This window comes from Roseomonas marmotae, from assembly GCF_017654485.1.
Taxonomy (GTDB): domain Bacteria; phylum Pseudomonadota; class Alphaproteobacteria; order Acetobacterales; family Acetobacteraceae; genus Pseudoroseomonas; species Pseudoroseomonas marmotae.
This window is the reverse complement of sequence record NZ_CP061091.1, coordinates 1,555,601-1,569,886: the sequence shown is the minus strand read 5'-3', so window position 1 is coordinate 1,569,886 and position 14,286 is coordinate 1,555,601. Positions and strand designations below refer to the sequence as shown.

Genomic DNA, 14,286 nt, shown 5'->3' with positions numbered 1-14,286 from the left:
TCATCCGCAGTCAGGCCGGCTCGCCCGGCACCGGCGTGAAGCCGAGGCTGGCGACGAAATCGGCGATCTCGGTGATGACGCCGTCCAGCATCGCCTCATCCGTACCCTTGGCGACCAGGGCCACGCCGCCACCATTCTCCCGGTAATAGGGGTAGGAGCCGATATCGACTTCCGGGTGGCGCGCCTGGATGGCGCCCAGGCCCTCGGCGATCCGCCCCTCCTGCATCCCCCAGGCATGCACCGCACGGCTCTTCACCGGCGCGCCGCCGCGCAGGCTGGGCGCCAGTTCCTCGAACATCGCCTGCATGATGCGCGGCACGCCGGCCATCACATGCACATTGCCGATGATGAAGCCCGGCGCGACGGAAACCGGATTGCGGATCAGCCTGGCGCCGCGCGGCATGGTCGCCATGCGCTGGCGGGCGGCATTGAACTCGGCTGGCGGCTCCCGGCTGGCGTAATGGGCCGCCATCAGTGCCCAGGCTTCCGGATGCGGCTCCCACGGCAGGCCGAAAGCCTGGGCGATGCATTCGGCGGTGATGTCGTCATGCGTCGGGCCGATGCCGCCCGTGGTGAAGATGTAAGTGTATTTCGCCCGCACCTCGTTGACGGTGGCGACGATCACCTCCGGCACATCCGGGATCACCCGCGCCTCGCGCAGCGGAATGCCGATCTCGCCCAGGCGGGTGGCGATGAACTTCAGGTTGGCATCCTGCGTGCGGCCCGAAAGGACTTCATTGCCGATGATCAGCAGGCAGGCGGTGGGGTTCGTCATGGTGCTTCCTTGGGCGAGGCGGCCATCGGGAGATGCGCGGCCGCCTGCTTGCGGCCGTGGCCGAGGTTCAAAGCATCGTCAAAGTCCGGCGCCGCCTTCCACCCGGCCGGCAACTCCCGATGGTCGCGCCAGAAGCCTAGAGAAAGTCCCGCAGCATGGCGACCAGCGGCTTGTCCGCCGGGGGCATGGCATAGTCGGACAGCTTGGTGGGCCGCACCCAGGCCAGCGCCTGCCCTTCCCGTGCCGTCAGCGTGCCCTGCCAGCGGCGGCAGAGATAGAGCGGCATCAGCAAATTGAACTTGCCGGCATCATGGCTGGCGAAGGTGAAGGGTGCGAGGCAGGCAGCGGAGACATCGATATCCAGCTCCTCCTTCAGCTCACGGATCAGCGCATCCTCCGGCGTCTCGCCGGGTTCCATCTTGCCGCCCGGGAACTCCCAGAGCCCCGCCAGCGGCTTGCCCTCCGGCCGGCGGGCCAGCAGAACGCGGCCATCGGCATCCACCAGGGCACAGGCGGCCACCAACAGCAGCGGCTTGCCCGGCGGGGCGGCGATGGCCGTCTCGGCCGTGACGGTCAGCGGCGGCGGCGGCTCCAGTTCCGGCTCGGTGAAGGGGCCGGTGATCTCCTCCCGCCCACCTTCGAAGAGACGCACCGGAAGGCGGCTGCCGCGCGCGAGGAAATGCTCCTCCCCCCTGCCGGTTTCCCGCAGGCCAACGCGGCGCAGCACGCCGGCGGAGCGTTCATTCTCCTCCAGCACACTGGCGACGATGCGGTCGATATCCAGATTGGCCAGGCCCCAGCGGGCGAGGCGCCCGGCGGCCTCGGCGGCAACGCCATGGCCCCAGTAGCGGCGGCCGACCCAATAGCCCAGTTCCGCGTCCCGGCTATCGGGCCGGCGCATCAGGCCGACGGAGCCGACCAGCATCTCCTTCTCCCCTTCCTGGCCGACAATGGCCAGATGCCAGGCCTCCCCCGCCAGCCGCTGCCGGTGGGTGGATTCGATCCACTCATCCGCCAGTTCCCGCGGATAGGGAAAGGGCACGCGGGAGAGCCAGCGCACCACGTCCCAGTCGTTGATCAGGCGGTGGAGCTCGGCGGCATCCCCCGCGCCCAGCGGGCGCAGCGTCAGCCGCTCGGTGCGAAGAGGAGGAAAGTCGGACTGGATCATCGAGGCAGCCTGAAGCACCCCGCGGCGGACGAATCCGCCGCGGGGCTGGATGGACTTAGCGGCGCCACCAGCCGCGCTTCTTGGGCGCGGCGTCGTCCGTGGCATCCACGATCACCGGCTGCACCGGCGGCGCGGCCACCGGTTCCGAGGAGACGGCCTCGGGCGCAGCGGTCGGCACGGGCTCCGGCGCAGCCGGCGGCGTCGCCGCTTCCGGCGCGGCCTCGACCGGCGCGGCGGCGCGCTTGGGGGCGCGGCGGCGGCTGGGCTTGGCCGGGACCAGTTCCGCCTCGGCCATCACCGCTTCGGCGGCGGCCGGCGCGGCCGCGGCAGCCGCGGGCGGAACCTCGGGGGCCGGAGCCGCCTCGGCCGCCGCAGCCTTGCGGCCACGCGGAGCACGCGGCGCCTTGGCCTTGGGTTCGGCCTTCGGCTTGGCGGCACGGCGGGCACGCGGCTTGGCGGGAGCTTCGGCTTCCTCGGCCTGCACCGCCTCGACCACGGCTTCCGGGGCCAGGAAGGCTTCCTGAGCCGTCTCGGCCGTCACCGCAGGCGCGGAGGCTTCCGCTGCCGCAGAGACTTCCGCCGCCTCGGGCGCGGCCGCCGCCGGTTCAGGCGCCGCCTGGACCGGAGCTGCCGGCACCGGGGCCGCAACCTCGGGCTTCGGCGCCACCGCCGCAGGCAGAGCCTCGGCCACCGGCGTCACCGGCGGCACGGGGGCCTGCGTCGTGGCGGGGCGCAGGGCTGCTTCCTCGGCCGCCGCCATGGCGTCGAAGATGTCCTCCAGCGAGCCACCGGCGAAGGGGTCCGCCGGGGTCGGGCCGACATAGCGCGGCTGCGGCTGTTCCGGCGTCTGGCGGGGTGCCTCGACACCCTCCTCGCGGCGGAAGCGGCTGCCGCTGCGGCGGCCACGGCGACGCAGACCACCCTCGTCATTCCGGCGCTGGCCATCCTCGAAGCGGCGCGGGGCACGTTCCTCCTGACGGGGGGCGCGCTCCTCCGGACTGGGCACGGCGGCCTCGGCGGCGGCTTCCGGCGCGGTGGCCTCGGCCTGCGGGGCCTCTTCCTCGCCTTCCTCGTCACCCTCGGCCTCCGCCTCGGCGGCGGCTTCCTGCGGCGTCATCGGGCTGCCATCCTCGCGGCGGCCGCTCCGGCGGCGGCGGCGGCGGCGGCGCTTGCGGCCCTCGCCCTCGGCTCCGTTCTCGGCCTGCGCGGCGACGGGCGCCTCAGCCTGCTGCGCCGGCTCCGACACCACGGGCTCGGCCTCCTCCTCCGGCGCCGGCAGCGGCTCGGGGGCATAGTCCATCCGCAGGGCGGTGGGGGCGGAGACGGGTTCGGATACCAGCTGCTGCCTGGTCCGCTCGATCCTCACGGCGGGCGGCAGCAGCTTGGCATCGGGCTCGAACAGCACGGTCATGCCGAAGCGGGCCTCGATCTGCGTCAGCCGGTCGCGCTTGCGGTTGAGCAGGTGCAGCGCCAGTTCCGGCGCCACATGGACGCAGATCTCGGCGGCCTTGCGCTTGGCGCCCTCTTCCTCGATCGCGCGCAGCACCTGCAGGGCGGCGCTGTCCGCGCTGCGGACGATGCCCAGGCCCTGGCAATGCGGGCAGGTGATGAAGGAGTGCTCGGTCACGCTGGGGCGCAGCCGCTGGCGGCTCATCTCCAGCAGGCCGAAATGGCTGATGCGGCCGACCTGGATGCGGGCGCGGTCGTTCTTCAGCGCCTCCTTCAGGCGGCGCTCCACCTGCGCGTCGTTGCGGCTCGCCTCCATGTCGATGAAGTCGATGACGATCAGGCCGGCCAGGTCACGCAGCCGCAGCTGGCGGGCGATCTCCTCCGCCGCTTCGCAATTGGTGCGCAGCGCCGTGTCCTCGATATGCCGGTCGCGCGTGGCGCGGCCCGAGTTCACGTCGATGGCAACCAGCGCCTCGGTCTGGTTGATGACGATATAGCCGCCGGACTTCAGCTGGACGATGGGCGACATCATCGCGTCGAGCTGCGCATCCACCCCCTGCCGGGCGAAGAGCGGAATGCCGCTATCGCGATAGAGGCGGATCTTGCGCTCATGCTGCGGCATCAGCATCCGCATGAAATCGCGGGCCTGGCGATAGGCGTCCTCGCCCTCGATCTGGATTTCCTCGATGCCGGTGTTGAAGACATCGCGGATGGAGCGCTTGATGAGGTCGGCTTCCTCATAGACCAGCGCGGGCGCCACGGATTCCAGCGTGCGGCTGCGGATCTCGTCCCAGAGGCGCAGCAGGTAGTCGCCGTCGCGCACGATCTCCGGCTTCGGGCGGGAGGCGCCGGCCGTGCGGACAATCAGGCTCATGCCCTTGGGCAGGCCGACTTCCTGGATGGCCTCGCGCAGGCGCTTGCGGTCGCCGGCGGAGGTGATCTTGCGGGAGATGCCGCCGCCGCGCGGGCTGTTCGGCATGAGCACGGAGAAGCGGCCGGCCAGGCTGATATAGGTGGTCAGCGCCGCGCCCTTATTGCCGCGCTCCTCCTTCACCACCTGCACCAGCATGATCTGCCGGCGGCGGATCACTTCCTGGATCTTGTAGTGCCGCATGAAGCGGGAGGGGATGCGGCGCTCGCGCGAGACGTCCTCGCTGTCGCTCTCATCCTTGCCGCGGCCGCCCAGGGTCTCGGGCGGGGTCTCGTCCTCCTCGTCCTCCGGCGACGGCACATCCTCGTGCGGAACCGGCGCCTCGGCGGCGGCGGCCTCGATGGCGACCAGCTCCTCAGGCGTGGCGGAGCGGGTCTCGCTCTGCATCGTCATGGGCTGGGCGCGGCCGGCGGGGGGCTGCTGCTTTTCGGCGTCGGGGTTGTCGGAGGGCTCCTCCGGCGGCAGGGCCTGGACCGGGTGGACATCCTCGGGCGCCACATGGCGCGGATTCTCGCCGCCAGGCTCGGCGGATTCGGTGAAGACGGAGGGATTGGCGGCGGCGCCCTCGGCCGCGGCGGCCTGCTCCTCGGCCCGGTCGGCCTCGTCGGCATCGGCGATAGCCTCGATCTCCGCCACCATGGCGTCGACCTCGGCCTCATTCACCTCCTCGCCGTCCTCGTCCTCATCCTCATCGGCCTCGGCGGCCTGCATCTCCAGCAGGCGCTGACGGTCGGCGACGGGGATCTGGTAATAGTCCGGGTGAATCTCGCCGAAGGCGAGGAAGCCGTGGCGGTTGCCACCGTATTCGACGAAGGCCGCCTGGAGACTGGGCTCCACCCGGACCACCTTGGCCAGGTAGATATTTCCCTTCAGGGGCTTCTTGTGCTCGGTCTCGACGTCGAATTCCTCGAGCCGGTTGCCGTCCAGCACCACCACACGGGTTTCTTCCGGGTGGGATGCATCGATCAGCATGCGCTTGGTCATGAACCGGGATGCTCCGAGCCGCCAGCGCTCATGGGCGTAGGGCGGCAGCAATGGGTGGGCATGCCCGAGGGAGCAGGATGGATCAGGCGGCGCGGCGATACACAGGCCATGCGGCTGCGATCCGACCTCTCTCTCGGCGGGCCGATGCCCCTTGCTAAGGGGTTTGGCCCTGTTGTCGCGCGCCACGCGCGGGCCCCGTGCAGCCTGGGCGGCCGCAAAGGCGGCACCGGCAGGCGCGGGCGGGCCAGCGGACAGGCGCGGGAGCTGGACGGCGTGCCATAGGGGCCAGGCCGCCCGTACCTCGCCATGCAACAGCCGGTGGAGCGGAGGACAGGATGTCCGGCAGTGCGGGGAACGGGACTCCGCGATCGGCGGAGGCACAGCCCGGTACCGGAGGCATCCATCGGGCCACCCTTGCCGGTGCTGCCGCCGCGTGGCGGGAGGGGACCGGAAAGGCCGGGCGGCCGCGCCCAAAACCTCCACCGACAGCACTGACCGCCGGGGCAATGCACCATAGGCGTCATGCCATCCTTCCACAAGGCTGAGCCGCGCTCAGGTGTTACATTCGGTAAAGCCACGATGTTGCTGTATTATCGTATAGACAGCGGCGTCTGCGGCAGCGTCGGGGGGCGAAGCCGCAACATTCTGGCCGCAGGAGACATTGGGGGAGCACCACGTCATGCCGCTTTCATCCACCCGCAGGCACCTGTTGCAGCTGGCTTTCGGCATGGCCGCGGCAGGGCTTGCCGGCACCGCCGAGGCCGCGGCACCCAGGCGGCGCGCCCCGGCCCTCCCCCTGGTGGTGCTGGACCCCGGGCATGGCGGGAAGGACCCCGGCACCATCGGCGTGACCGGCACCCATGAGAAGCGCATCACCCTGGCCACGGCGCAGGAGCTGAAGAAGCGCCTGGAAGCCACCGGCAAGTGCCGCGTCGCCCTGACCCGCTCACGCGACGTCTTCATCCCGCTGGACGGCCGGGTGGACTTCGCCCGCAAGCGCCAGGCCGCTCTCTTTATATCCTTGCATGCCGACAGCGCGCCCGGGGCGCGCGGCGCCAGTGTCTATACCCTCTCCGATCGCGCCACCGATTCGCTCTCGGCCGGACTCGCGAGGCGGGAGAACCGGGCCGACCTGCGCGGCGGGCTGCGCCTGCCGGAGGTTTCGCCGGAGGTGGAGCGCATCCTCTTCAGCCTGGTCCGGCAGGAGACGCGCGCGGGCTCCGACCGCATGGCGGCAGCGGTGGTCCGCAACCTCGGCGGCCAGGTTCCGCTGCTGCCCAATACCCACCGCCAGGCGGCCTTCGCCGTGCTGAAGGCGCCGGATGTGCCGAGCGTGCTGGTGGAGCTGGGCTTCCTCTCCGATCGCAGGGACGAGGCGGATCTGAAGCGGCCGGCGCACCGCACCAAGCTGGCGCGCGCCCTGGCCAGCGGGGTGCAGAGCTGGCTGCTCCAGCACCAGGCCGGGATGATCAGCGCGGGCTGAACAGCAAAAAGGGCGGGTTTCCCCGCCCTTTCTCCGCCTCAGCCGTTACGGCCGTGGCAGTGCTTGTATTTCTTGCCCGAGCCGCAGGGACAGGGCGCGTTACGCGGCGTGCGGTACCAGGTGGCGGGGTCGGCGGGGTCGATCTCCTCGCCGCCCTGGGCCAGCGGTGCCGGCGCATGCTCCCAGGCCGTGCCATCGGCGCCGGCGGTCGCCATGGCGGCGGCATCGGCCAGCGCCGGGTCGGGGTGGCGCATATCCGTGACCATCACCGGCGCCGGCATCGGCGGCGGCGCGTTCGGCGCCAGTTCGATCCGCATCAGCAGCGAGGTCACGCGCTGACGCAGCTCATCCAGCAGCCCGTTGAAGAGGTTGAAGGCCTCGCTCTTGTATTCGTTCAGAGGGTCCCGCTGCGCGAAGGCCCGCAGCCCGATGCCCTGGCGCAGATGGTCCAGGTTCAGCAGGTGCTCCTTCCAGACGGCGTCGAAGACCTGCAGCAGCAGGGACTTCTCGACCATCCGCATCAGGTCCGGGCCGATATTGGCGGCGCGGGCGGCGGCGGCCTGGTCGACCGCCTGCTGCAGCCGCTCACGCATCACCACCTCGTCGATACCCTCTTCCCGGCCCCATTCCTGGATCGGCAGGGCCAGGCCCAGCTGCTCGCGCACCTGACGCTCCAGCCCCTCCAGGTCCCACTGGTCGGGATAGGCATTCTCGGGGATGGCGCGGGCGACCAGGTCGGACACCGTGTCGCGCCGCATCTCCTCGATGGTTTCCGAGACATCCTGCGCCTGCATGAAGGCCCGCCGCTGGGCATAGACCTCCTTGCGCTGGTCGTTCATGACGTCGTCGTATTTCAGCAGGTTCTTGCGCGTGTCGAAGTTGCGCGCCTCGACCTTCTTCTGTGCCTTCTCCAGCGCCCGGTTGATCCAGGGGTGGATGATGGCCTCGCCTTCCTTCAGCCCCAGCTTCTCCAGCATCCCGCCCATGCGGTCGGAGCCGAAGATCCGCATCAGGTCGTCTTCCAGGCTCAGGAAGAAGCGGCTGGCGCCCGGGTCGCCCTGGCGGCCGGAGCGGCCGCGCAGCTGGTTGTCGATGCGCCGGCTCTCATGCCGCTCGGTGCCGATGACGAAGAGGCCGCCGGCCTCCTTCACCACCGCCTCGTCCCGCTTCACCTGGGCCACGGCCTCGGCCAGATGGGCCTCCCATTCCGGGCCTTCCTGCGGGCCCTGGAAGGTGGACTCGGCCATCAGCAGGGCGTTGCCGCCCAGTTTGATGTCGGTGCCGCGGCCGGCCATGTTGGTGGCGATGGTCACCGCGCCCGGGCGACCCGCCTGGGCGACGATGCCGGCCTCCTGCTCGTGGTAGCGGGCATTCAGCACCTTGTGCGGCACGCCCTGCTTCTTCAGCAGCTCCGAGATCAGCTCGGACTTCTCGATGCTGGTGGTGCCGACCAGCACGGGCTGCTGCCGGGCCTGGGCTTCCTTCACCAGTTCCGCCACCGCCTCGTACTTCTCGCGGGCGGAGCGATAGACCTCGTCGTCGCTGTCCTTGCGGATGACGGGCAGGTTGGTCGGGATCTCGACCACTTCCAGCTTGTAGATCTCGGCGAACTCATCCGCCTCGGTCGCCGCCGTGCCGGTCATGCCGGCCAGCTTCGGATACATGCGGAAGTAGTTCTGGAAGGTGATGGAGGCCAGCGTCTGGTTCTCGGGCTGGACCTCGACGCCTTCCTTGGCCTCCAGCGCCTGGTGCAGCCCGTCCGAGTAGCGGCGGCCTTCCATCATGCGGCCGGTGAATTCGTCGATGATGACGAGCTTGTTGTCGCGGGAGACGATGTAGTCCACGTCGCGCGCGAAGAGCACATGCGCGCGCAGCGCCTGGTTCACGTGGTGGACCAGGGCGATGTTGTGGCTGTCGTAGAGGTTGCCCTCGGTCAGCAGCCCGTTATCGCGCAGCATCTGCTCGACGACCTCGCCACCCTTCTCGGTCAGGGAGGCGGAGCGGAGCTTCTCGTCCTTGTCGTAGGTCTCCTTGTCCTCCACCAGCTGGCGCACCACCGTGTCCATGCGGCGGTAGAGGTCGGAACTGTCCTCGGAGGGGCCGGAGATGATCAGCGGCGTGCGCGCCTCGTCCACCAGGATCGAGTCCACCTCATCCACGATGGCATAGGCGAAGTCGCGCTGGACCATCTCGTCCAGCCGGTACTTCATGTTGTCGCGCAGGTAGTCGAAGCCGAATTCGTTGTTGGTGCCGTAGGTGACGTCGGCGGCATAGGCCGCGCGGCGTTCCTCGTCGGTCAGGCCATGCACCACGCAGCCGGTGGTCAGGCCCAGCCAGCCATAGAGCCGGCCCATCTGCTCGCTGTCGCGCTTCGCCAGATAGTCGTTGACGGTGACGACATGCACGCCCTTGGCGGCCAGCGCGTTCAGGTAGACGGCGAGCGTCGCGACCAGCGTCTTGCCCTCGCCGGTCTTCATCTCGGCGATGCGGCCGGAATGCAGCACCATGCCGCCGACCATCTGCACGTCGAAATGACGCATGCCCAGCACACGCTTGGAAGCCTCCCGCACCGTGGCGAAGGCTTCCGGCAAGAGGTCGTCCAGCGTCTCGCCCTGGGCCAGGCGTTCGCGGAAGCGGGCTGTCTGGGCCTGCAGCTCGGCATCCGGCATCGCGGCCAGCTTCGCCTCGAAGCCGGCGATGGCGGGCAGGCGGGCGTTGAACTGCTTCAGCACGCGGTCATTGGCGGTGCCGAAGACGGCGCGGGCAAGGCGGGCAAACATGTGCTTCAAGTCTCTCCGAGAGCCGCCCCCACCCCCGGCCCCCTCGCGCTGCGAGAAGTCACCAAGGCGCGCCGGGGCCGCAAGGGGTCCCGCCAGACATCCTTTGACCCATGGGGACGGGCGACAGGCTGCGTCACGCGCACAGATAGGCTTGGGGCGGGCCAGGGTCAACGAAGGGCTGGGCCGCAGAAGGGCACGACGTGCTGAGCCCTGGCATTATTTCATGGAACGACATTTCTTTCCGCCCCGGCCCCTCCGGTGCCAGGTGATTTGCGGCCCGCCACATGCTGCGTCATCTTGCAGGCCCCTGGCCGCGAAGGCACACCTGCGACATGCGCTCAACCGCCCTGATCCTCCCCCTCGTCCTTCTCGCCGCGCAGCCGGCCCTGGCCCAGGCACCCGCCCCGGCCCAGCCACCCGCCGCCGCGGCACCGGCCACCCCCGCCACCGACCCCGTGCTGGCGCGTGTGGACGGGGCGGAGATCCGCCGCAGCGACGTGCAGGCCGCCATTGCCGAGCTGCCGCCTGAGTTGCGCTCGGCCCCCGAGAATGTGCTCACCCCCCTGGTGATGGACCAGCTCATCACCCAGCAGGCCATCGTCACCGCCGCCCGTGCCCGGAAGCTCGACGAGCAGCCGGAGGTGCAGGCGCGCATCCGCCGCGCCGAGGAGCAGGAGCTGCAGCAGGCCCTGCTGCGGCAGGAGATCACGCCCAAGCTGACCGAGGAGGCGCTGCGCGCCCGCTATAACCGCGACATCGCCGGCAAGCCGGGCGAGGAGGAGGTGCATGCGCGCCATATCCTGGTGCCCAGCGAGGAGGAGGCGAAGAAGGTGGAGGCCGAGGCGCGCAAGCCCGGCGCCGATTTCGCCGCCCTCGCCCGCGCCCGCTCCACCGGCCCCGGCACCGATCAGGGCGGCGATCTCGGCTTCTTCAAGAAGGGCGACATGGTGCCGGAATTCGCCGATGCCGCCTTCGCCATGAAGCCGGGCGAGATCAGCAAGCCCGTGCGCAGCCCCTTCGGCTGGCATGTCATCAAGGTGGAGGGGCGTCGCACGGCGGAGGCGCCGAGCTACGAGGACAGCCTGGAATCGCTGCGCCAGACCGCCTTCGAGGAGGCGGTGCAGGAGACCGTCACCCGCCTGCGCGCCAATGCCAAGGTCGAGCGTTTCGCCGAGGATGGCACGCCGATGCCGGACAAGCCCGCGCCCTCCCTGCTGGACAGCGCGACGCCCCCGCCGCCCGCGCAGCGCCGCTAAGGCCCCGCGCCACCCGCTTCCCGGGTGGGGGCCGCGCGCCCCTGCCCTTTTCCCGCTCCGCGACCTGACTGAGGACTTGGCCCATGGCCGGTAAGGACCTGCCCGTCTCCCCTCTCGCCGTGCCGATGCCGGCGGTGCCGCCGATCGCCGGCGTGCGCCTGGGCACCGCCGCCGCCGGTATCCGATACAAGGGCCGCCCGGACCTGACTTTCTTCGAATTCGCGCCGGGCACCACGGTCGCCGGCGTCTTCACCCGCAACAAGTGCCCCGGCGCGCCGGTGGACTGGTGCCGGGCGGCGCTGAAGTCGGGCAAGGCCCGGGCGCTGGTGGTCAATGCCGGCAATGCCAATGTCTTCACCGGCAAGGCCGGGCGCGATGCCGTGCAGGCCACCGCCGATGCTGCCGCCGCCCTGGTGGGCTGCAAGCCGAAGGAGGTCTTCCTGGCCTCGACCGGCGTGATCGGCGAGCCGCTGCCGCATGAGAAGCTGACCGCCGCCCTGCCCGCGCTCTTCGGCAAGCTGCGCGAGGACAATTGGGAGGATGCCGCCCGCGGCATCATGACCACCGACACCTTCCCCAAGGCCTGCGTGCGGAAAGCCATGATCGGCGAGACGGAAGTCACCATCGCCGGCATCGCCAAGGGCAGCGGCATGGTGGCGCCGGACATGGCCACGATGCTCTGCTTCATCGCGACGGATGCCAAGATCCCGGCGGCGGCGCTCCAGGCGGCGCTCAGGAAGGGCACCGACGCCAGCTTCAACCGCACCACGGTCGATTCCGACACCTCCACCAGCGACACCGTGCTGGTCTTCGCCACCGGCCAGGCGAAGCATCCGCGCGTGCCGGCCGAGGGCGGGCCGATGCTGAAGGGCTTCGTGAAGGCACTGCACGCGCTGCTGCTGGACCTCGCCCTGCAGGTGGTGCGGGATGGCGAGGGCGCGCAGAAATTCATCCGCATCGACGTGACGGGCGCGACCACCGCCCGCTCCGCCCAGCGCATCGCCATGGCCATCGCCAATTCCCCCCTGGTCAAGACCGCCATCGCGGGCGAGGACGCCAATTGGGGCCGTATCGTCATGGCGGTCGGCAAGGCGGGCGAGCCGGCGGACCGCGACAGGCTTTCGGTGGCGGTCGGCGGCACCTGGATGGCGCGGGATGGCGGCGTGGTGCCGGGCTATGACGAGACGCCGGTCGTGGCGCACATGAAGGGCCGGGAGATCGAGATCACCGTCGATCTCGGCCTGGGCCGCGGCAAGGGCACCGCCTGGACCTGCGACCTGACGCATGGGTACATCGACATCAACGGGTCGTACCGGTCGTAACGGCTCCGGCCGGGCGCGGAGGCGTTCCGCCTCCCGCGCCCGGCCCGGCACATATCCCCAGATTACGGGGACAGGGCTGTGGATGACCGCGTGGACAGCCTGTTCGGGGTTCTGAACGGGACGGAAGGGCACCAATGACGAAGGGCGGCGCGGTCATCCCGCGCCGCCCTTCGTCGTTGGAATATGGCGGCTCACACCACGCCGTGCTTGCCCATCTCCAGGAACTTCTCGCGCCGGCGGGCGCGCAGCGTGGCCGCGTCCAGGTCCAGCAGCGGCTCCAGGCTGGCCCAGACCCTGTCGGCCACCGCCTGCACCGTCGCCCCGGGGTCGCGGTGGGCACCGCCCAGCGGCTCCGGCACCACGCTGTCGATCAGCGCAAGGCGGGAGAGGTCCTGCGCCGTCAGCTTCAGCGCATCGGCCGCCGTGCTGGCCTGGGCGGCGTCGCGCCACAGGATGCTGGCGCAGCCTTCCGGGCTGATGACGGAATAGATGGAGTGCTCCAGCATCAGCACGCGGTCGGCGGCGGCGAGCGCGATGGCGCCGCCCGAGCCGCCCTCGCCGATGATGGTGGCGACGAAGGGCACCGGCGCGTCCAGCCCGGCCTCGATGGCGCGGGCGATGGCCTCGGCCTGGCCGCGTGCCTCGGCCTCGATGCCCGGAAAGGCGCCGGAGGTATCGACGAAGGAAAGGATCGGCAGGCCGAAGCGGCCGGCCAGCTCCATCAGGCGCCGCGCCTTGCGGTAGCCCTCGGGCTTGGCCATGCCGAAATTATGCTTCACGCGGCTTTCGGTGTCGGTGCCCTTCTCGGTGCCCAGCACCATCACGGAATGGCCCCGGAAGCGCCCCATGCCGCCGATGACGGCCGCATCGTCGCCAAAGGCGCGGTCGCCTGCGAGCGGCGTGAAATCCTCGATCAGCGCCTCGACATAGGTGAGGCATTTGGGGCGGTCGGGGTGGCGGGCCACCTGCGCCTTCTGCCAGGGCGTCAGCTTGGCGTAGGTGCTGGCCAGCAGCTTGTCGGCCTTGGCCTGCAGGTTTCCCACTTCCTCGGCCACGTCGATGCCGCCGGCGTCCGTGGTGCGACGCAGTTCGTCGATTTTGCCCTCAAGCTCGGCCAGGGGCTTTTCGAAGTCCAGGAAGTGACGCATTTCGGTCCCAACTCGTGCCATGCCGCGATCGTGGCGCGGGCGCGCCTGCCCTAGCCCAGCACGCGCCGCAATGCCAGCCCAAGGCGCCGGTTCGGCCTCAGCCGGGGCTGTCCTGAGCCAGGGGATGATGCTCCTCCACCAGGGCTTTCAGCCGCTCCTCCAGCACCCGCGTATAGATCTGCACCGTGGCGATATCGGAATGGCCGAGCAGGATCTGCAGGCTCCGCAGGTCTGCCCCGCCTTCCAGCAGGTGGGTGGCGAAGGAATGGCGGAGCACATGCGGGCTGACCCGTGCCGGATCGATTCCCGCCGCCAGCGCCGCCTGATGCACCAGCCCGTGCAGGCTCTGCCGCGTCAGGTGACCGGCGGCCCCGCGTGAGGGGAACAGCCATTTGGAGGGCTTCTTCGGGTCCCGCAGCGCCAGGGCGGCGGCGCGGGCGCGGGCGGAGATGGGCACCAGCCGCTCCTTGCCGCCCTTGCCCCGCACCATCACCAGCGGCGCCTCGGCCGAGAGGGCGACGGCGGGCAGCGAGACCAGCTCGCTGGCCCGCAGCCCGGCGCAGTAGAGCAGTTCCAGTGCCGCCACCGCCACCGGCCCGCGCTTGCCCGGCAGGGTCGCCGCGGCATCCAGCAGGGCCGTCACCTCCTCCCGCCGCAGGGCCTTGGGCAGGGGCGCCGGCAGGCGCGGGCTGTCCAGCAGGGCGGTGGGGTCGTCGCTCCGCACGCCCTCCCGCACCAGGAAGCGGTAGAACTGCCGCAGGGCGGAAAGGCGGCGGGCCGCCGTACGGGGGGAGAGGCCCTGGTCCGTCAGGCCGGCGATATAGCGCTGCAAGGCCTCCGGACCGGCGGCGACCAGCGCCAGTCCTTCCCGCCGCCGTGCGAAGCCCGCGAAATCCGACAGGTCGGCCTCATAGGCCGCCAGCGTGTTGCGGGCGGCACCACGCTCCGCCGCCAGCATCTCCAGGAAGGCTTCCAGGTGCCGGTCCATCG

General features: G+C 70.6%; 9 protein-coding genes. 3 read left to right on the top strand and 6 right to left on the bottom strand.

Annotation, left to right across the window (positions count from 1 at the left end):
• Nucleotides 1–10: 10 nt before the first annotated feature.
• The 3 genes from IAI58_RS07405 to IAI58_RS07395 form a co-directional block, all read right to left on the bottom strand.
• The gene (locus IAI58_RS07405; protein ID WP_207449179.1) at nucleotides 11–775 is read right to left on the bottom strand and encodes a competence/damage-inducible protein A; all 765 of its coding nucleotides are present in this window, start codon (nucleotides 773–775) and stop codon (nucleotides 11–13) included.
• A 136-nt stretch (nucleotides 776–911) separates the two neighbouring features.
• Complete coding sequence (locus IAI58_RS07400) at nucleotides 912–1,943, bottom strand: bifunctional GNAT family N-acetyltransferase/(deoxy)nucleoside triphosphate pyrophosphohydrolase (RefSeq protein ID WP_207449177.1); 1,032 nt, start codon at nucleotides 1,941–1,943, stop codon at nucleotides 912–914.
• A gap of 55 nt (nucleotides 1,944–1,998) precedes the next feature.
• Nucleotides 1,999–5,307 carry an Rne/Rng family ribonuclease gene (locus tag IAI58_RS07395; RefSeq protein WP_207449175.1) on the bottom strand — a complete coding sequence of 1,103 codons (3,309 nt, stop codon included), beginning with the start codon at nucleotides 5,305–5,307 and terminating at the stop codon, nucleotides 1,999–2,001.
• Nucleotides 5,308–5,986: 679 nt separating this feature from the next.
• On the opposite strand from IAI58_RS07395, the gene IAI58_RS07390 reads away from it, so the two are divergent.
• Nucleotides 5,987–6,790 (top strand): N-acetylmuramoyl-L-alanine amidase family protein, encoded by an 804-nt coding sequence (locus tag IAI58_RS07390; protein ID WP_237182927.1) that lies wholly within the window; start codon nucleotides 5,987–5,989, stop codon nucleotides 6,788–6,790.
• A gap of 38 nt (nucleotides 6,791–6,828) precedes the next feature.
• On the opposite strand, the gene secA is transcribed toward IAI58_RS07390, so the two are convergent.
• Nucleotides 6,829–9,570 (bottom strand): preprotein translocase subunit SecA, encoded by a 2,742-nt coding sequence (secA, locus tag IAI58_RS07385; RefSeq protein ID WP_207449173.1) that lies wholly within the window; start codon nucleotides 9,568–9,570, stop codon nucleotides 6,829–6,831.
• Nucleotides 9,571–9,902: 332 nt separating this feature from the next.
• Between secA and IAI58_RS07380 the strand changes: the two genes are divergently transcribed.
• Nucleotides 9,903–10,826 (top strand): peptidylprolyl isomerase, encoded by a 924-nt coding sequence (locus IAI58_RS07380; RefSeq protein WP_207449171.1) that lies wholly within the window; start codon nucleotides 9,903–9,905, stop codon nucleotides 10,824–10,826.
• An 83-nt stretch (nucleotides 10,827–10,909) separates the two neighbouring features.
• Nucleotides 10,910–12,148, top strand: a complete 1,239-nt coding sequence (gene argJ, locus IAI58_RS07375) for a bifunctional glutamate N-acetyltransferase/amino-acid acetyltransferase ArgJ (RefSeq protein WP_207449169.1) — start codon at nucleotides 10,910–10,912, stop codon at nucleotides 12,146–12,148.
• A 191-nt stretch (nucleotides 12,149–12,339) separates the two neighbouring features.
• Here the strand turns inward: argJ and IAI58_RS07370 are convergent, their stop codons facing one another.
• Nucleotides 12,340–13,296 carry an acetyl-CoA carboxylase carboxyltransferase subunit alpha gene (locus tag IAI58_RS07370; protein ID WP_207449167.1) on the bottom strand — a complete coding sequence of 319 codons (957 nt, stop codon included), beginning with the start codon at nucleotides 13,294–13,296 and terminating at the stop codon, nucleotides 12,340–12,342.
• 97 nt (nucleotides 13,297–13,393) lie between these two features.
• A complete protein-coding gene (locus IAI58_RS07365; protein ID WP_207449165.1) occupies nucleotides 13,394–14,284 on the bottom strand; it encodes a site-specific tyrosine recombinase XerD in 891 nt (296 codons plus the stop codon).
• Nucleotides 14,285–14,286: the final 2 nt, after the last annotated feature.

Coding starts and splice junctions, on each gene's coding strand:
- IAI58_RS07395 (WP_207449175.1), bottom strand. CDS start 5,307: ATGACCAAGCGCATGCTGATCGATGCATCCCACCCGGAAGAAACCCGT.
- secA (WP_207449173.1), bottom strand. CDS start 9,570: ATGTTTGCCCGCCTTGCCCGCGCCGTCTTCGGCACCGCCAATGACCGC.
- IAI58_RS07390 (WP_237182927.1), top strand. CDS start 5,987: ATGCCGCTTTCATCCACCCGCAGGCACCTGTTGCAGCTGGCTTTCGGC.
- IAI58_RS07380 (WP_207449171.1), top strand. CDS start 9,903: ATGCGCTCAACCGCCCTGATCCTCCCCCTCGTCCTTCTCGCCGCGCAG.
- IAI58_RS07405 (WP_207449179.1), bottom strand. CDS start 775: ATGACGAACCCCACCGCCTGCCTGCTGATCATCGGCAATGAAGTCCTT.
- IAI58_RS07400 (WP_207449177.1), bottom strand. CDS start 1,943: ATGATCCAGTCCGACTTTCCTCCTCTTCGCACCGAGCGGCTGACGCTG.
- IAI58_RS07370 (WP_207449167.1), bottom strand. CDS start 13,296: ATGCGTCACTTCCTGGACTTCGAAAAGCCCCTGGCCGAGCTTGAGGGC.
- IAI58_RS07365 (WP_207449165.1), bottom strand. CDS start 14,284: ATGGACCGGCACCTGGAAGCCTTCCTGGAGATGCTGGCGGCGGAGCGT.
- argJ (WP_207449169.1), top strand. CDS start 10,910: ATGGCCGGTAAGGACCTGCCCGTCTCCCCTCTCGCCGTGCCGATGCCG.